This window comes from Rhodanobacter sp. K2T2 (genome assembly GCF_013408815.1).
GTDB lineage: Bacteria > Pseudomonadota > Gammaproteobacteria > Xanthomonadales > Rhodanobacteraceae > Rhodanobacter.
In genome coordinates this window covers 1-16,601 of record NZ_JACCCA010000009.1, presented here as the reverse complement: position 1 = coordinate 16,601, position 16,601 = coordinate 1, and the positions used below count along the sequence as shown (strand labels likewise).

Genomic DNA, 16,601 nt, shown 5'->3' with positions numbered 1-16,601 from the left:
GTTGCGTACCTCACATTGAACGTCTTGTCCGCGAATATCTGCGAAGGAGCGCCGGTACGATTTACACACTGAGTCCAACACCACTCCAAGAGCACCCGCGCTCGATCAGAGTTGGCGCAGATGACACACAAAGAGCTAGCCAACCAGATCAATCCATGATCACTTTTTTAGCTGGTGGGCGGCCACATAGCTCTTGAGCCCCCGGCATCGCTGGCGCCGATGGCTTCACCGCCGCGCCGCAATATGTTCAGATAGTTGGCCCACTCCTGCATGATCTTTCGGCGCTCGTGCAGATGCTGAGCCTTGTTATAGACCCCGGAAATTCCCGGCTCTTTGTGCGAAAGCTGGCGCTCAAGTGCCTCGGGATTCCAGCCGAGCTCGCCCAGCATTGTCCGAGCCATATGACGGAAGCCGTGCCCTGTAAGGATGCCCTTGTAGCCTAAGCGGGCTAGTGCCGCGTTCACGGCGCCGTCTGACATATTTCGCTTGGGGCTACGCGCGCCTGGAAAGAGGAACCGTCCGCGCCCGGTAACGATGTGCAGCTCGCGCAAGATCGCTATCGCTTGGGTAGATAGCGGCACAATGTGGGGGGCCGTTTTGGGATTTTCCTTTTCGGCTTTACGCAGTTTCCGAATCATGGGCGGCACCATGTAGGCCGGATTCTCGCCGTCGAGATTAAAGTGCTCCCACTCAGCTTGACGAATCTCCCCCGGACGGCAGAACCAAAGCGGCGCCAGCTTCAGCGCGCAAGCCACTACGAAGGTGCCTTTAAACCCGTCGATTGCACGCATGAGCTCCCCAACCTCCGAGGGCTCGATGATTGTTGGGTAATTTTGCGGTCGACGGGCCGGGAGCGTATCGCGTAGATCAGCGGCCGGATCGCGAAGCGCTCGTTCGGTTGCCACCGCATAGCGGAATACGCGGCTGAGTTGATGACGTAACCGATGAGCCTGCTCGATGTGATCTTTCTTAACCAAACCATTCAAAAGCGGTCGGATTTGCGCGACACCCACGTCGGATACCGGCAGTGAGCCGATCCATGGGAAAGCATGGTTTTCCAACCTCCCCTGCTCTTTCTCATATTGGCCCGCCGTCCACTCCCGCTGCTTGAGGGCGAGCCACTCGCGTGCGACGACCTCGAAGCTGTTAGCCGAGCGCCCACTACCCGCTGCTTTTTCGGCCTTGCGGTGTTCGCCTGGGTCAACGTTATTTGCTATCAGCCTGCGAGCCGCGTCGCGCCGCTGACGGGCATCTTTAAGCCCGGTGTCTGGGTAGGTACCCATACTCAGCGTTTTCCGCTTACCGCCGAATCGGTAATCCAGGCGCCACCAGCGGGAGCCAGTTGGATTCAGCAGAAGGTATAAGCCACCGCCATCACTCATCTTCAATGGCTTAGTGGCGGGCTTTGCGCTGCGTATGGCGACGTCTGAAAGAGGCATGACGGTAGCACCTAAAGTGACTGGGGCAGCTACTGTCAAATCTACCGTCGCCTTGCTGTGGATTGCAATGGATCGACTAGGACGTGTTTGGACAGGGAAGACCTGGAAAACCTTGGTATAGCTGGGTTTAGCGGACTTTTCTGGACGTCTTTGGATAGACTATTGGTGGCTATGGGTGGACTCGAACCACCGACCCCAGCATTATGAGTGCTGTGCTCTAACCGGCTGAGCTACATAGCCATGGGATTGCCCACTATACCGGATCCGGGCGACCTCGGCGGGGCGCGAAAGTGTAATGGCGGCCGCCTGGCGGTACAAGTGCGGCGCTTGCTGCTGGTCGATGGGCTGTGGTTGAATCGGGCATGGAAGCGGCTAGGCGATGCGCGCAGGCACTGCGCGGCATGGCACCAGGAGGCCCGATGATCGACATTGATGGATACCGTCCGAACGTAGGCATTGTGATTTTGAATGCCCAGGGGCAGCTGTTTTGGGCGCGCCGGGTCAACCGCGACGGTTGGCAGTTTCCGCAGGGCGGCATGCGCACCGATGAAACCCCGCTGGAAGCGATGTACCGCGAGCTGGAAGAAGAAACCGGCCTGGCGCCGCAGCACGTCGAAGTAGTTGCGGCCACCCACGGCTGGCTGCGTTACCGGCTGCCCAACCGCTATGTGCGGCATCACCAGCGCCCGACGTGCATCGGACAGAAGCAGGTGTGGTTTCTGCTGAAGCTGGTCGGCGGCGAAGAGGCGTTGAAGCTCGACGCCTGCGACAAGCCGGAATTCGATCTGTGGCGCTGGGTGGATTTCTGGTATCCGGCCGCGCACGTGGTGAATTTCAAGCGGGAAGTGTACGAGCGCGCGCTGCGCCACTTTGCGCCGCACGTCGAGGGGCTGTGCAGCCTGCAGCTGGGCACGCTCCCGCCCCGGAATAACGACGACCCGTCGAGCGGCGGTCCGCGCAAGGGCTGCGAAGCCGCATAAAGCCTCGCCTTCTCGAGGATTGTTGACAATCGTTCGCATTCGCGTTCTCATGCGCAGCATGTATATCTGCCTGTGCAACGCCGTGACCGACCATGACATCCGCCGCGAGGCGGCCGATGGCGTGCAGTCTTTCAGCGAACTGCAGGCGCGCACGGGCTGTTCGGACTGCTGCGGATGCTGCGAGTCGATGGCCCGTGCCACGCTGGCCAAGGCTATCGAGCAGCACACGCTGGTGCAGTGGCCGGGCGTCGCCGCCTGATTCCAAGCTTGCGGCACGTCAGCGTGCTGCCGATCGATGCACTCGCCGACGCCCCACGCAGCGTCGGCTATCGCGCAAGCAAACCATAGCCATTCCCATTCAACCGCCCGGCCGTTGGCGTTTGTATAGTGTCGGCACGTTTTGAAAGGCCAGTCGGAGACTCCCAATGAAAGGTGATGCCAAGGTTATCGAGTACCTCAACAAGGTGCTCTACAACGAGTTGACCGCGATCAACCAGTATTTTCTGCATTACCGCATGTTCAAGGACTGGGGCTATACCGAGCTTGCCGACCACGAGTACAAGGAATCGATCGAGGAAATGAGGCATGCCGATCGCATGATCGAGCGCATTCTTTTCCTCGACGGCCTGCCCAATCTGCAGCATCTGGGCAAGCTGCGCATCGGCGAGAACGTGCTGGAGTGCATCCAGGGCGACTTGGACCTGGAGATCGACGCGGTGAAGGATCTGCGCGAGGCCATCGGCTACAGCGAAGGCGTGGCCGATTACGTCAGCCGCGACATGTTCAAGGCCATCCTGCACGACGAGGAAGAGCACATCGACTGGCTTGAAACCCAGTTCAGCCTGATCAAGGACATCGGCGCCGAGCGCTACCTGCAGAACAAAGCCAAGAGCTGAGGCTCGCCGCGGGGAGCATCAGTAACGCGCGCCCCGCGATCGCTGCCAGAGGGCGCGCGTTTCTTGACGCCCTCCTCGCGCCGGGGCTATACCTTGGGTTTTCCTCGGAACGACCCGCATGGTGTCACGACCCCCGCCGCGTTTCGTGGTGCGCCGGCACGACGACGTCAGTGCGAAGCGGCTCCAGCTCTGGTTGGCCGCCGCCTGGATCGGCAGCCTGCTGGTGACGGGCCTTTTGGTGGGACTGCTGAGCCACCACGCCGACCCGGTTGCCGTGGATCACCGCCAGCAGCGCGCGCTGAATGCGCAAATCGAGAATCTCAAGCAGCAGCTGGCAAACGCGCAGCGCGATGCGCAGGTCAACGATGTGGCCACCAAGTCGCTGCGCGTCACGCTGACCCAGCGCGAAGAGGAAATCAGCGGCCTGCGCGCCAATCTCGGCTTCTACTCGCGGCTGGTCGGCGGCGATACGCAGCACCAGGGCCTGAAGCTGCAGGAAGCCAAGCTGGAGCCGATCTCCGGCTCGCACGGCTGGAATCTGATGCTGAGCCTTATGCAAGCGGCCAAGCGTAACGACGAAATCACCGGCACTGTCACGGTGAGCGTGGAAGGCCTGCGCGACAATAAGGTGGTGCAGCTGGACTGGGCCGCGCTTGGCAATGTGGCGGAAAAGGATGGCCTGCCGTTCCGCCTGATGTACTTTGAGCAGCTGCACGGCACGATCGTGCTGCCGGCGAATTTTCGTCCGATGCGTCTGCACATCGGCATTCAGTCGGCAGGCGAAGCGTCCGTAATGCAAACCGTGTCCTGGGAAGACGCGCTCAGTGGCAATATCATCACGGCTCAGGGGGATCACGATGCTCAACCGTAAACGCAACGAACGCAGCCCGACCAGCCAGGACACCAGCCTGATCGCGCACGGCACGGTCATCCGCGGCGACCTGCGCTTCAGCGGCGCGCTGCATCTGGACGGCCGCATCGAGGGCGCCGTGCTCGGCGAAGGCGACGATGCCGTTTTCACCCTCAGCGAGCATGGCCACGTGCAGGGCGAAATCCGGGTGCCGCATGCGGTGATCAACGGCCATGTCACCGGCGACGTTTACGTCAGCGCGCGGCTGGAACTGGCGGCGCAGGCGCGCATCGATGGCGATCTGCGTTACCACACGATGGAAATGGCCGCCGGCGCCCAGGTCAACGGGCGCATCGCGCGCCAGGCCGACGAGGCGCCGCGCGAGCTGCCCTCGCCCAGCGCATTGAATGAAGGTGTAACGGCATAGGGCGTATGCTTGCACCCGTCCGCCACGGCCCCCATTGAAAGACCATGGAAACCTTGCTCACCATCCCCGACTATCGCAGCAGCGGCGAACCGCTGCTGTTCACCGCCGCCGCCGCGCACAAGGTGCACGAACTGATCGCCGAAGAAGGCAATCCGGCGTTGAAACTGCGCGTCTACATCACCGGTGGTGGATGCTCGGGTTTCCAGTACGGCTTCACTTTCGACGAAGCGCAGGCCGAAGACGATTTTGCGCTGGAGCGCGAAGGCGTCACGCTGTTGTGCGATCCGCTCTCGCTGCAATACCTGACCGGCGCGCAGATCGACTACGCCGAAAACCTCAGCGGCTCGCAGTTCGTCATCAGCAACCCGAACGCCAAGACCACCTGCGGCTGCGGCTCATCGTTCTCCACTTGAACGGATTGTCTTGATGGACCGGGACACACCGCCGCACCAGAGCACGTTTGCTGGACTGAGCCTGGTACTCAACCGGGCGGCCGAGCGGCGCGACGATGGCGAATGGATCGCGGCACAGGCCGGCGCGCCGGATGCTCGGTACCTATTGCTGGATGCCGCGGGCGAAGCGTTCATGCATCGCCATCGAGAAGCGCTGCGCTGGCTCGACCAGCGCGAGTACGAAAGCCTGGGCCTCGGCATACCGGCCAGCTTTCTCGGCCTGATCGAAATAACGCCGCATTTTCTGCTGGTGCTTGAGGAGACCGCGTCGGTCGATCAGCTCGAAGAGGTGCTCGACGCGCGTCGCATGAGCCTGCGCTCGGTCGGCCTGCAGCTGGCAGCCGACGAAGCCGGTTTGTTCGCCTATGCCAAAGGTCTGGCGCACTGGCAGCGCGAGATGCGCTACTGCCATCGCTGCGCCGCACCGCTAGAGCTGGTCGCCGCCGGACACCGCGCGCGCTGTACCAACCCGGACGGCGCCCACATGCATTTCCCGCGCACCGATGCCGCCGTCATCATGCTGGTGGAGTACGAGGGCGCATGTTTGCTCGGCCGCCAAGTGGGCTGGCCGCCGGGGCGCTATTCGACGCTGGCCGGTTTTGTAGAACCCGGCGAATCGTTGGAAGATGCGGTGCGCCGCGAAGTGGCGGAGGAATCCGGCGTCATCGTCAACGACATTCACTACCACTCGTCGCAACCGTGGCCGATGCCGGCCTCGCTGATGGTGGGATTTATCGCCACCGCCTCGTCGCCACACATCACTTTGCGCGACCGCGAGCTGGAAGACGCGCGCTGGTTCACGCCGCAGCAAATCGTCGACGGCCTGGCCGACGGCAGCTTTCTCCCCTCGATGGCGCTGTCGGTGTCCTACCAGCTGCTGGCGTATTGGCTGAAGCAGCGTGCGGGGCTCGATCTGGACGTGCTTGTCGCTAACGCCCGCTGATTGCCTCGATGAGGTACCAACGGTTATTCCGCCGCAGCTGATCGCTGACGCCTGACCACTCGCATACAATGCGCACTCGCTTCGCGAGTCTGTCTTCATGGCTATCCGACTGCTTACCGCTCTTATTGCTCTTGGCCTGCTGCACGTTATGCCGCAACTGGCGCGCTGGCGTCGCGATGGGCTGTTTCGACGCTGGGTCGCACAGCTGGCTGACACCAGCGGCAGCGGCCGCGTGGCGTTGGCGCTGCTGCCACCGCTGGCGATTTGTCTGCTGCTGTCGTGGCTGTTCGATCATCCGCCGCTGGGCGAGCTGCTGGGCCTGCTGTTTTCTCTGGTCGTGCTGTTGTTCTGCTTTGGGCCGCGCGAGTTCGAAGTAGACATTGAGGCGATTCTGAAAGCCCCTGACGGCGCCAGTCGGCAGGCTGCCGCACAGCAGCTGGTCGACAACGGTGGCGCGGTGATCTGGACCGCGCCCGCGCTGGGCGAAGCAGTGGCTTACGCTGCGCTTCGTCGCCGGTTTGCCGTGCTGCTTTGGTTTTTTCTGCTCGGTCCGTTTGGCGCACTGCTTTATCGCTTGACGCAGACGCTGGCGCGTGAGGAGTCGCTTGCGCTCGATGCGAGCAGCTGCACGGCAGCGCGTTATCTCGCCAACGCGCTGGACTGGCTGCCTGCGCAGCTGCTGACGTTCACGCTTGCCGTAGTCGGGCATTGGGAAGCGGTGATCGGTGCGTGGCGTCGCTGGCACAGCCAGGCCGCACCCACCAGCTGGTACAGCGCAGAGCCTGGCTTTCTCGGCGCCGCGGCACAGGCCGATATCCTCAGCGATATCGAAGCCGGCGACGGCTATTTCGAAGAGCGCAGCGAACCGCTGATCGAGCTGCTGCGATTGCGCGGCGCCTTGCTGCGCGCGCTGCTGGCATGGCTGAGCGCGGTGGCCTTGATCGTCATTGGTGGCTGGCTCAGCTGACGGACATGGAACCACGGCGCGTCAGGCCATCGTTCCTCGCAGTTCACCCACACGCTGTTCCAGCGAAGCCGCCGTCACATTGGCCGGCGCGATAGCCTGATCGATGACCAGCTCCACGCGCGCACGGAATCGCCGCGGCAAACGCGAACGGTGCAGCATCGAATCGCGCTTGCTCCAGACGCTGCCCCACAGTCCGCGCAAGGCCATCGGCACTACCGGCACCGGGCGACGCGCCAGGATTTTTTCCACGCCGGTGCGGAATGTGGCGATCTGGCCGTCGCGCGTCAGCGCGCCTTCCGGGAAAATGCAGACCACTTCGCCGTCGGCCAGCGCTTCGTCGATCGCGTCGTAAGCTTTCTGCAACAGCGCAGGGTCTTCCTTATGGCCGGCAATCGGAATGGCTTTTGCCGTGCGGAACACAAAGCGCAGCAATGGAATATTGAAAATCTTGTAGTACATGACGAAGCGCGCCGGCCGTCGCAGGTTGGCCATGAGCAACAGCGGATCCATAAAACTGACGTGGTTGCACACCAGCAGAACGGCGCCTTCTTCAGGAATGTTCTGCGTACCATCCACGCGCACCCGATACAAGGTGTTCACCAATACCCAGGTGATAAAGCGCATCACGAACTCGGGCACCAGGGTGAAAATGTACAGTGCCACCAGCGCGTTCAAAATCGCGATGGCGAGAAAGATGTGCGGTATGCCGAAGCCCAGCGCGCCCAGGCCCAGACCGAAACCGGCAGCGCAAACGATAAACAGCGCGTTGAGGATGTTGTTGCCGGCGATCACCCGCGACAGCCGGTCGCGCGGCGTGCGGCTCTGGATGAAGGCAAATAGCGGAACCACGTAAAAGCCCGCGAAAACGCCGATCAAAGTCAAATCCATCGCGATGCGCCAGCTGCCGGCGGCACGCAAAAAAGCCAGCCAGTTCAGCCCTTGCGTCGGCGCCAGACCCGAGCGGGCGAAAAACAGGTCGATACCGAACGCCGTGAGTCCGAACGCGCCCAGCGGCACCAAACCTACTTCGACGCGGCGACCAGACATTCTTTCGCACAGTAACGAACCGATGCCGGTACCGATCGAAAATAGCGTAAGGCCCAGAATATTGACCGACCCGTCACCGCCAAGATTGAGCTTGGTGTAATTCGGCAGCTGAGCGACCAGCACGGTGCCGAAAAACCAGAACCAGGAAATACCCAGCACGGCGTTGAACACGCCGCGATCCTGTTTGGTGATGCGCAACACGCGCGCCGTCTCGGTGAACGGATTCCAGTTGAATTTCAGTTCCGGGGCTGTGGCCGGAGCGGCGGGAATGCGGCGACTGGCCAGGTAGCCGACGATTGCCACCGCAATCGTGGCTGCACCGGCAAGCACCGGCCCTAGATGCGGGATCTGCATCAGCGAGCTGCCGACAATAAGTCCGATCAATACGGCCAGCTGCGTGCCCATCTCGATCAGGCCATTGCCGCCCACCAGTTCGCCGGGCTTCAGCGCCTGCGGGAGAATGGCGTACTTGATCGGCCCGAAGGTGGTCGAGTGCATGCCCATCAGAAAAAGCACAACCAGCAGCAGCATCGTGTTGTGCGTGTAGAAACCTACGGCCGCCAACACCATCGCAGCGATTTCAAACAGTTTGACGTAGCGGACGATTCGGGTCTTCTCGAACTTCTCGGCCAACTGCCCCGCCGTAGCCGAAAAAAGGAAAAACGGAATGATGAACAGCGCCGGCGCCAGGTTGGTGTAGAGCGACACGGTGTGATCGTCCAGCCCCATCTGGAAGGCCACCAGCATCACCAGGGCGTTGCGAAACACGTTGTCGTTGAACGCACCCAGTGCCTGGGTCCAGAAGAAGGGCGCAAACCGGCGATTGCCCAGCAGGGTGAATTGGCTCATCTCTTTCCTTGGGATAGCCCGAAGGCTGTCAACCGCGCTCACGCTGGCGCGTTGCCGAAGGTTAGCTTACGAAACGCCCAAGAAAGAAACTGCGCGTAGGTTGAATCGACAGTTCAGGAAACGCCAATAGGTCAAGGTTTGAAGCTGTGATCGTCGATAATTGCCAGCACAGTCAATGAAGTAAAGATGTGTAAATATTTGCGATAAAGGCATAATGTGCGCACATCTCCCGTTAAAAACGGCACAAAATCTACGTAACGCCACGGTTCAATGTTTCGAGCCGGATTGTCCGGCCCCAGCGTCGTAATTTTTTGCACCATCTGCCACGGCCACCATCATCATGAATATGCAGCCTTCGTATACGCCTACACCCTCCCCAGGAGGCACCTTTTCGGACCGCATCAAGCTGCTGATCCAAAGGGTCGGCAGCGCTACCGAAATAGCCCGCATGTGCGGCTTTTCCGAAGGCGTGGTGCGCAGCTGGCGCGACGGCAACACCGATCCGTCCCGAGCACGCTGTGTGACGCTAGCGCGCACGCTGGGCATATCGCTGGTGTGGCTGGTGGCTGGCGAGGGCGCCATTCAGACCGACCCATCGACCACGACGCCGGACGATCAATACAGCTCCGAGGTGGTATCGACGCAGCGACCGAAGCTTCGGCTGGGAGGCGCTTCGGTCAGCATGCTGCCGGCGCACGACAACGGCGTGGACTCGCAGCGACTCAACACGGCCATGAAGATTCTGCAGTCCGAGCTGGAGCTGGCGGACAGCCCGCTGACGCTGGCCGACAATACGGACATGCTGGCCGATCTTTATGAAATCCTCGGCCCGGGCGGCATCAACGTCGATACCACGGCGATGGTGACGTTCAATCACCGCTTAGCCAAGCGGATCCGTCAAGGTCGAAGCAATACGGTGGCTTGAGACATCGTTCAATCGCTCACAACTGCAGCCCATAAAAAAAGCAGCTTCACGGCTGCTTTTTTTATGGGCTGTTGCCGAGGCACTCAGAGCAGCGATATATCCGCGATGGCACCGAACTGCGCTTTCAACTGGCCTAGCAGGGCCAGCCGATTGGCTCGCACGGCCGGGTCTTCCGCGTTCACGAGGACGCTCTCGAAAAACAGGTCCACCGGACCCTGCAGCCGGGACAGTCGGTCCAGAACAGCGGTGTAGTTGCCGGTTTGAAGAAACGGCGCCGTATCGCGTTGCGCTGAGGCAAGCGCCTCGGCCAGGTCGCGTTCCGCCGCGGATTCGAAATACGCCGAATCGACCGTGCGAGAGATGGCTAATGCACCGGGCTCTTCGGCCTGCTTGCGCAGAATATTACCCACGCGCTTGTTGGCCGCCGCCAGACTGGCGGCTTCCGGCCGCAAACCAAACTCGGCCACGGCACGCAGGCGCCGATCGAAATCCGGCAGGCTACCCGGCTGCACGACCAGCACCGCTTCGAACGGCGCACTGAGGAAGCCCTGGTCCGCGTAGTAGCCGCGTAAACGATCCATCACGAAGTCGTAGAGCTCTCCGGCCAGCGCCGCCCGACGCTGGCCCGCATTCAACGTGGGCGCGGCGCCGTCTTTACCCGGCTTGAGGCCGGCGGCGAGTGCAGCATCGGGCAGCAATTCCAGCGCTTCGACAAAGCTGCTGCGCAGGTCGATCTCGAGCCCGCCTTCGATCAGCGTACGTGCCATGCCGAGCGCGGCGCGGCGCAGCGCAAACGGATCCTTGTTGCCGCTGGGCTTCATGCCGACGGCAAAAATGCCGGCCAGCGTGTCCAGCCTTTCCGCCACGGCCAACACCCGGCCCACCGCGTCAGCCGCGATCGCGTCGCCGCCGAAGCGCGGCTGGTAAAAACTGTCCAGCGCCTCGGCGACCTCGGCCGTTTCACCATCGTGGCGGGCGTAGTAGCGGCCCATGATGCCCTGCAATTCTGGGAACTCACCGACCATGCGCGTCAGCAGGTCGCATTTGCTCAGCGCCGCCGCGCGCGTCGCCAGGCCGGCGTCGACGCCGACGCGATTGGCAATGATCCGCGCCAGCTCGGCCACGCGGACGGATTTGTCCCACACGCTCCCGAGCGACTGCTGATAGGTGACCGTCTTCAGCGGCTCCATCTGCGAAGCGAGCGGCGTTTTCAGATCCTCGTCCCAGAAAAACTTGGCGTCGGCGAAGCGCGGACGGATCACCCTCTCGTAGCCTTTACGAATCTCCGCCGGATCGCTGCTCTGGATGTTGGCGATGCCGATGAAATGCTCGGTCAGCTTACCCGCAGCATTGAACACCGGAACGAACTTCTGGTTCGTCTCCATCGTCGTCACCAGCGCCTCGGGCGGTACCGCGAGAAATTCGCGCTCGAAGGTGCAGGCAATAGCGACCGGCCATTCGGTGAGGTTGGCGATCTCGTTCAAGAGCTCATCCGTCACGCGCGGCACGCCGCCAGTCTGCGCCGTCACCGCCGCAATTTCGTCGCGAATGCGTTGACGACGTTCTGCAGGATCAGCCAGCACCTTGGCCGCACGCATGGCATCGAGCCAGCTATCGGCATCCGCCACTTGGACCGCGCTCGGATGCATGAAGCGGTGACCACGCGATGCACGCCCGCTCGTCAGGCCCAGAATGTCGCCGTTGATAACGTCGGCACCGTGCAGCATCACCAGCCAGTGCGCCGGACGCACGAAGCTGTAGTCGTGGCTGGCCCAGCGCATCGGCCGCGGAATCGGCAGGCCTTTCAGCGCCTCGTCGACAATCTCCGGCAGCAGCGCCGACAGTGGCTGGGCCGGCTTGAGCGTGCGCCAGACATACCAACCGCCCTTGTCAGTTTCGAGTTTTTCGAGCTGCGCCACATCGACGCCGCAGGACTGCGCAAAACCCAGCAGCGCCTTTGACGGCTGACCGTCCTTATCGAGCGCGGCGCCGAGCGCAGGACCTCGGCGCTCGACGGATTGCTCCGGCTGCCCCCCAGCGACGTTGGGAATATGGACAGCCAGACGGCGCGGCGACGCATACGCCGCGGCCTGATCGAGATCGCCGGCGATACCGCGCTTGGCCAGACCGTCGCTGATACCGCGCAGGAACGCCGCCGACAGCTCATCTAGCGCCTTCGGTGGCAGCTCTTCGGTCCCCAGTTCGATCAGAAGCGATTTCGTGGCGCTCATGCGGCCTGCTCCTTCGAGTGTTTCAGGCCGGGAAAGCCGAGCTTTTCGCGCTGCGCCACGTAGGTTTCCGCCACGCTACGCGACAGCGTACGCACCCGCAGGATATAACGCTGGCGTTCGGTGACGCTGATCGCGCGGCGCGCGTCGAGCAGATTGAAGGTATGGCTGGCTTTCATGACCTGCTCGTAGGCCGGCAGCGGCAGATTGGCGGCGATCAGCTGATTGGCGCTGGCTTCGCAGACGTCGAACCAGTGCAGCAGCTCGGCCACATCGGCCTGTTCGAAGTTGTAAGTGCTCTGCTCGACTTCGTTCTGATGGAACACATCGCCATAGGTCACGACGCCATGGGGCGCGTGCGTCCAGACGATGTCGTAGATGCTGTCCACATTCTGCAGATACATCACCAGGCGTTCGAGGCCGTAGGTGATTTCGCCCGTCACCGGCCGGCACTCGAGTCCACCGGCCTGCTGGAAATAGGTGAACTGGGTGACTTCCATGCCGTTGAGCCAGACTTCCCAGCCCAGCCCCCAAGCGCCCAGCGTCGGCGATTCCCAGTTGTCTTCGACAAAACGCAGGTCGTGCACCAGCGGATCGATGCCCAGTTCCTTCAGCGAGCCGATATATAGCTCCAGAATATTTTCCGGATTCGGCTTGAGCATGACCTGGTACTGGTAGTAGTGCTGCAGACGATTGGGGTTGTCGCCATAGCGTCCGTCGGTCGGCCGACGGCACGGCTGCACATAGGCCGCCGCCCAGGGCTCGGGGCCGAGCGAGCGCAAAAACGTGGCCGGGTGAAATGTGCCGGCGCCGACTTCGAGATCGAGCGGCTGCAGCAGCACGCAACCCTGCGCCGCCCAGTAGCGGTTGAGCGTCTGAATGACGTCCTGAAAAGTGCGCGCGGACATGGTTTTCCGTGACCGTGGATAAAGCGTATTAGTATAGCTGCAGCTGCTTTTTCACCGGGCGCTTTCACTGGAATGCGCGTCAACCGGGACACTATCGGAGTCACGCGCGATGGCCGTATCACCGCAAATCGCATCCCTGCTCGGCCGTCGCGGCCGCCTCGAATTGGATGAGATGCTGGCCGCGCTGGTGGTCGACGGCTACCTGCTCGCCGATGACGCCAAGCAGGTGCGCATGGGCGCACGCGCCGGGCGCGCCACGGTGGAACTGCATCCGCTGGTATTGATCGCCAACGCCAAAATGGTCAACCAGCGCGATCCCGGCCGACCGCTGCGCCTGGAGACGCTGACCGAATGGCTGGCCGGACACGCTGGGCTGCCCTATCTGAAAATCGATCCGATGAAGATCAACGCCAGCTCGGTGACACAGGTGGTCAGCCACGCCTACGCGCAGCGACATCGTATTTTGCCGGTCGCGGTGTCTCCCGGCGAAGTCACGTTTGCCACCAGTGAGCCGTTCGATTCCGCATGGTCTACCGATCTGGCGCAAATGCTGCGCCGTGATGTGAAGCGGGTGGTGTCCAGCCCGATCGACATCAACCGCTATCTGCAGGAATTCTATGGCGTCCAGCGCTCGATCCAGCTGGCGCACGATGCCAAAGGCACCAGCCAGACCTCGTCGGCCATACTCAACTTCGAGCAGTTGGTCGAGCTGGGCAAAACGGGCGAAGTCGGTGCCGACGATCGTCACGTCGTGCATATCGTCGACTGGCTGCTGCAGTACGCCTTTGAACAGCGCGCCTCGGACATCCATCTGGAGCCACGGCGCGAAGTGGGCATGATCCGTTTCCGCATCGACGGGCGCATGCACAAAGTCTTCGAGTTGCCCTCGCCGGTGATGACAGCCGTAACGGCGCGCATCAAGATCCTCGCGCGCATGGATGTGGCCGAGAAGCGCCGTCCGCAGGATGGCCGCATCAAGACTCGCTCGGCGTCCGGTCGCGAGGTCGAGCTACGCATTTCCAATATGCCGACGGCTTTCGGCGAGAAAGTCGTGATGCGTATCTTTGATCCGGATCTTGTCGTCAAAGATTTCGCCCAACTCGGCTTCTCTCCGGGCGAGGGCGTGCTCTGGCGCAGCATGGTCGAGCGGCCACACGGCATTGTGCTGGTCACCGGCCCCACCGGTTCGGGCAAGACCACCACGCTGTATTCGACCCTGCGGCATCTGGCGACACCCGAGCTCAACGTCTGCACGGTGGAAGATCCGATCGAAATGGTCTCGCCGGAATTCAACCAGATGCAGGTGCATGCCGCGATCGATCTGGATTTTGCGGCCGGCGTGCGCACCCTGCTGCGGCAGGATCCGGACATCATCATGGTCGGCGAAATCCGCGACCTGGAGACGGCGCAGATGGCGGTGCAGGCGTCTCTGACCGGTCACCTGGTGTTGTCGACCCTGCATACCAACGATTCGCCAAGTGCTGTGACGCGACTGCTGGATCTGGGTGTACCGCACTACCTGATCCAGTCCACCTTGACCGGCGTGGTGGCCCAGCGCCTGGTCCGCACGCTGTGCCCGCACTGCAAGCAGCCCACGACGCAGGACCCGCAGGCCTGGAATGTACTCACCCACGGTTGGGACATTCCGGTTCCGGAACGGGTCTTCGAACCGCTAGGCTGTCTGGAATGCCGCAACACCGGCTTTCTCGGACGTACCGGCATCTACGAAATGATGAGGCTATCGCCACGGCTGCGCAGCCTTATTTCCTCCGAGTTGGATTTGGGCAATTTCGGCAAGGCGGCGCTATTGGAGGGCATGCGGCCGCTGCGGATATCCGCAGCCGATCAGGTCGCGGCTGGCCTTACTACCGTGCAGGAAATTTTGTCCGTACTGCCTCCGGTGGAAAATTTCGATGACACGATTACCGAAGAACTTCAGCCGTAAAGACGTCCGAAATCACCATCGACCCGACACTGCATGAAGCCTGTACTGATTATTCAAACTGGCCGCGCGCCAGACCCCATACGTGGCCGCCACGGCGATTTTCCGCATTGGTTTCGGATCAGCACAAGGCTAGCGTTCCATCGGCTGAGAACGGTGAATGTGAGCGCCGGTGAATCCTTGCCGGCACCGCGGGAGGTGGCCGGAGCGATTATTACGGGCTCGGCCGCCATGGTGACCGAGCGAGCCGAGTGGAGCGAGCGCACTGCCGGCTGGATCCGTCATGCCATGGAAACGGAGGTACCGCTCTTCGGCGTCTGCTATGGCCACCAGCTGATGGCGCATGCCCTGGGTGGTAGGGTGGACTATCTTCCCGGCGGGCGCGAGATCGGCACACAGCCGATCGAACTTCTTCATGAAGCGCGGCGCGACGAACTGACCTCGAGCCTTCCAGCGAGTTTTCGCGTTCATACGACTCACGAACAGAGCGTCATCGAACCGCCGAAGAGCGCAATCGTACTCGCAAGATCGCAGCGCGATCCGCACCAACTGCTGCGGTACGGCGTCAAAGCGATCAGCACACAATTCCACCCCGAGTTCAACGCGGAGGTCATGCGCGATTATGTCCGGCGCAAACATGCCGATATCCGTCGCGAAGGAGCCGACCCTCGCAGCATCTATAAGGCGGTGGCGGCGACACCGATAGCGCGGGGGTTACTTCGCCACTTTTCGCGCATCCATGGCTGGGTCGATGTGCTGGACTGATGCCTTGTAATGGCTCAACCGCGTAACCGTCGAGCGATCGAGTCGCGCGAAAAAAGCGCGAACACGACCCCAAACATGAACCCTCCGATGTGCGCCCACCAGACATAGGCACCATAGCTCGGTCCTATGTAGCTGAAGAGCAGCTGCAGCAGCGCCCATAACCCGATCAGTAGAAACGCCGGCACCTTGACGAACTCGAGATAGAGTCCCAGAGGCAAGACGAGCCCAAGCTTTGCACGGGGAAATAACGCTACGTAGGTTCCGACGACGGCCGACACCGCGCCACTGCATCCGATAATTGGCAATCGCACACCGGCAAGTGACAGCGCGCCTATGAGATTAGCCACCATGCCGCCCAACACAAACAGCAGCAGAAACCTAAACGACCCCAGCGCACGTTCGCCCGGTAATCCAAAAATCGCCAAGAAGAGAACATTGCTTAGCAAGTGCAGCCAGGTGACGTGGATAAACAGTGCGGTAAACAGGCGCAACAGCGCCGGATCAGCCAGCTGCGGCAGGAGAGGCTCATGCGAGTTGAAGATATTCGCCGGCACCGTGCCCCACTCCAGCAGCAACAGCCCGCGCTGGGGCTCTGGTGTCAGCGCCAGAGCCAGAAAGCACACGACGCACAGGCTCACCATCAGCAAGGTCGCCCAGTGCCAGCGGGGGCGGCGGCGTGTTTCGACGTGGATAAACACATTCAGTCCTTCGGCACCAATCCGAAATAGGTTGGCCCGACCATCATAAGTCCCTCAGACACTCACGTCAGCGCGATCGATCGCGCTGCTGCATGCCACCAGTTACGCAGTTCTCTAATGCCGTAAAGCACCCTTCCGATCATTCTGATCAAGGCGGTCCGAGGTATGCAGCGCCGCGCATGCCGTTGCGGTTTGGACTGTGCGAGTACCGAGGAGTCGCCCAAGCAAAACCCCCCACCGTCACCGGCGAGGGTTTGGGTATAAGGGCGCTGGCGTAGAGCGGTT

General features: G+C 61.8%; 16 protein-coding genes and 1 tRNA gene. 11 read left to right on the top strand and 6 right to left on the bottom strand.

All coding sequences use genetic code 11. The features are described 5' to 3' along the window. Positions 1 to 167 precede the first annotated feature (167 nt). Complete coding sequence (locus HDE78_RS14670; RefSeq protein WP_179480802.1) at positions 168 to 1,439, bottom strand: integrase arm-type DNA-binding domain-containing protein; 1,272 nt, start codon at positions 1,437 to 1,439, stop codon at positions 168 to 170. A gap of 163 nt (positions 1,440 to 1,602) precedes the next feature. Continuing rightward, positions 1,603 to 1,679: transfer RNA gene (locus tag HDE78_RS14665), tRNA-Met, on the bottom strand. Between the two features lie 179 nt (positions 1,680 to 1,858). Here HDE78_RS14665 and HDE78_RS14660 point away from each other — a divergent pair. From HDE78_RS14660 to ampE, 8 genes are all read left to right on the top strand, one after another. Then, on the top strand, positions 1,859 to 2,419 hold the full coding sequence (locus tag HDE78_RS14660) for an RNA pyrophosphohydrolase (protein WP_179480800.1): 561 nt from the start codon (positions 1,859 to 1,861) through the stop codon (positions 2,417 to 2,419). A gap of 58 nt (positions 2,420 to 2,477) precedes the next feature. Beyond that, positions 2,478 to 2,678: a (2Fe-2S)-binding protein gene (locus tag HDE78_RS14655; RefSeq protein WP_179481087.1), complete on the top strand. Its 201-nt coding sequence runs from the start codon at positions 2,478 to 2,480 to the stop codon at positions 2,676 to 2,678. Between the two features lie 166 nt (positions 2,679 to 2,844). Then, positions 2,845 to 3,315 (top strand): bacterioferritin, encoded by a 471-nt coding sequence (gene bfr / locus HDE78_RS14650; RefSeq protein WP_179480798.1) that lies wholly within the window; start codon positions 2,845 to 2,847, stop codon positions 3,313 to 3,315. A 118-nt stretch (positions 3,316 to 3,433) separates the two neighbouring features. Next, complete coding sequence (locus HDE78_RS14645) at positions 3,434 to 4,186, top strand: DUF6776 family protein (RefSeq protein ID WP_179480796.1); 753 nt, start codon at positions 3,434 to 3,436, stop codon at positions 4,184 to 4,186. Beyond that, positions 4,173 to 4,592: a polymer-forming cytoskeletal protein gene (locus HDE78_RS14640; RefSeq protein ID WP_179480794.1), complete on the top strand. Its 420-nt coding sequence runs from the start codon at positions 4,173 to 4,175 to the stop codon at positions 4,590 to 4,592. Before HDE78_RS14645 ends, HDE78_RS14640 begins: the two co-directional genes overlap by 14 nt. Before the next feature lie 44 nt (positions 4,593 to 4,636). Next, complete coding sequence (gene erpA / locus HDE78_RS14635) at positions 4,637 to 5,005, top strand: iron-sulfur cluster insertion protein ErpA (RefSeq protein ID WP_179480793.1); 369 nt, start codon at positions 4,637 to 4,639, stop codon at positions 5,003 to 5,005. A gap of 13 nt (positions 5,006 to 5,018) precedes the next feature. Next, positions 5,019 to 5,987 (top strand): NAD(+) diphosphatase, encoded by a 969-nt coding sequence (gene nudC, locus HDE78_RS14630; protein WP_179480791.1) that lies wholly within the window; start codon positions 5,019 to 5,021, stop codon positions 5,985 to 5,987. 97 nt (positions 5,988 to 6,084) lie between these two features. Next, a complete protein-coding gene (gene ampE / locus HDE78_RS14625) occupies positions 6,085 to 6,954 on the top strand; it encodes a regulatory signaling modulator protein AmpE (protein ID WP_179480789.1) in 870 nt (289 codons plus the stop codon). Positions 6,955 to 6,975: 21 nt separating this feature from the next. On the opposite strand, the gene HDE78_RS14620 is transcribed toward ampE, so the two are convergent. Then, positions 6,976 to 8,850 carry an MFS transporter gene (locus tag HDE78_RS14620; RefSeq protein ID WP_179480788.1) on the bottom strand — a complete coding sequence of 625 codons (1,875 nt, stop codon included), beginning with the start codon at positions 8,848 to 8,850 and terminating at the stop codon, positions 6,976 to 6,978. A 340-nt stretch (positions 8,851 to 9,190) separates the two neighbouring features. On the opposite strand from HDE78_RS14620, the gene HDE78_RS14615 reads away from it, so the two are divergent. Then, positions 9,191 to 9,775, top strand: a complete 585-nt coding sequence (locus tag HDE78_RS14615) for a helix-turn-helix transcriptional regulator (RefSeq protein ID WP_255457835.1) — start codon at positions 9,191 to 9,193, stop codon at positions 9,773 to 9,775. Between the two features lie 83 nt (positions 9,776 to 9,858). Here HDE78_RS14615 and glyS read toward each other — a convergent pair whose 3' ends face one another. Both glyS and glyQ read right to left on the bottom strand, forming a co-directional pair. Beyond that, the gene (gene glyS / locus HDE78_RS14610) at positions 9,859 to 12,006 is read right to left on the bottom strand and encodes a glycine--tRNA ligase subunit beta (protein ID WP_179480786.1); all 2,148 of its coding nucleotides are present in this window, start codon (positions 12,004 to 12,006) and stop codon (positions 9,859 to 9,861) included. Beyond that, positions 12,003 to 12,911 carry a glycine--tRNA ligase subunit alpha gene (glyQ, locus tag HDE78_RS14605; RefSeq protein ID WP_179480784.1) on the bottom strand — a complete coding sequence of 303 codons (909 nt, stop codon included), beginning with the start codon at positions 12,909 to 12,911 and terminating at the stop codon, positions 12,003 to 12,005. The genes glyS and glyQ overlap by 4 nt, the downstream gene beginning before the upstream one ends. Before the next feature lie 109 nt (positions 12,912 to 13,020). On the opposite strand from glyQ, the gene HDE78_RS14600 reads away from it, so the two are divergent. Both HDE78_RS14600 and HDE78_RS14595 read left to right on the top strand, forming a co-directional pair. After that, on the top strand, positions 13,021 to 14,856 hold the full coding sequence (locus HDE78_RS14600) for a GspE/PulE family protein (protein WP_179480783.1): 1,836 nt from the start codon (positions 13,021 to 13,023) through the stop codon (positions 14,854 to 14,856). A gap of 33 nt (positions 14,857 to 14,889) precedes the next feature. Further along, on the top strand, positions 14,890 to 15,618 hold the full coding sequence (locus HDE78_RS14595) for a glutamine amidotransferase (RefSeq protein WP_179480781.1): 729 nt from the start codon (positions 14,890 to 14,892) through the stop codon (positions 15,616 to 15,618). Between the two features lie 14 nt (positions 15,619 to 15,632). Here HDE78_RS14595 and HDE78_RS14590 read toward each other — a convergent pair whose 3' ends face one another. Beyond that, a complete protein-coding gene (locus tag HDE78_RS14590) occupies positions 15,633 to 16,316 on the bottom strand; it encodes a rhomboid family intramembrane serine protease (RefSeq protein WP_179480779.1) in 684 nt (227 codons plus the stop codon). Between the last annotated feature and the right edge of the window lie 285 nt (positions 16,317 to 16,601).

Bases quoted from the DNA above. Each gene is read 5' to 3' on its own strand.
- HDE78_RS14595 (WP_179480781.1), top strand. From the start codon at position 14,890: ATGAAGCCTGTACTGATTATTCAAACTGGCCGCGCGCCAGACCCCATA.
- bfr (WP_179480798.1), top strand. From the start codon at position 2,845: ATGAAAGGTGATGCCAAGGTTATCGAGTACCTCAACAAGGTGCTCTAC.
- HDE78_RS14670 (WP_179480802.1), bottom strand. From the start codon at position 1,439: ATGCCTCTTTCAGACGTCGCCATACGCAGCGCAAAGCCCGCCACTAAG.
- HDE78_RS14620 (WP_179480788.1), bottom strand. From the start codon at position 8,850: ATGAGCCAATTCACCCTGCTGGGCAATCGCCGGTTTGCGCCCTTCTTC.
- glyQ (WP_179480784.1), bottom strand. From the start codon at position 12,911: ATGTCCGCGCGCACTTTTCAGGACGTCATTCAGACGCTCAACCGCTAC.
- ampE (WP_179480789.1), top strand. From the start codon at position 6,085: ATGGCTATCCGACTGCTTACCGCTCTTATTGCTCTTGGCCTGCTGCAC.
- nudC (WP_179480791.1), top strand. From the start codon at position 5,019: ATGGACCGGGACACACCGCCGCACCAGAGCACGTTTGCTGGACTGAGC.
- HDE78_RS14615 (WP_255457835.1), top strand. From the start codon at position 9,191: ATGAATATGCAGCCTTCGTATACGCCTACACCCTCCCCAGGAGGCACC.
- glyS (WP_179480786.1), bottom strand. From the start codon at position 12,006: ATGAGCGCCACGAAATCGCTTCTGATCGAACTGGGGACCGAAGAGCTG.
- HDE78_RS14655 (WP_179481087.1), top strand. From the start codon at position 2,478: ATGTATATCTGCCTGTGCAACGCCGTGACCGACCATGACATCCGCCGC.
- HDE78_RS14600 (WP_179480783.1), top strand. From the start codon at position 13,021: ATGGCCGTATCACCGCAAATCGCATCCCTGCTCGGCCGTCGCGGCCGC.
- HDE78_RS14645 (WP_179480796.1), top strand. From the start codon at position 3,434: ATGGTGTCACGACCCCCGCCGCGTTTCGTGGTGCGCCGGCACGACGAC.
- erpA (WP_179480793.1), top strand. From the start codon at position 4,637: ATGGAAACCTTGCTCACCATCCCCGACTATCGCAGCAGCGGCGAACCG.
- HDE78_RS14660 (WP_179480800.1), top strand. From the start codon at position 1,859: ATGATCGACATTGATGGATACCGTCCGAACGTAGGCATTGTGATTTTG.
- HDE78_RS14640 (WP_179480794.1), top strand. From the start codon at position 4,173: ATGCTCAACCGTAAACGCAACGAACGCAGCCCGACCAGCCAGGACACC.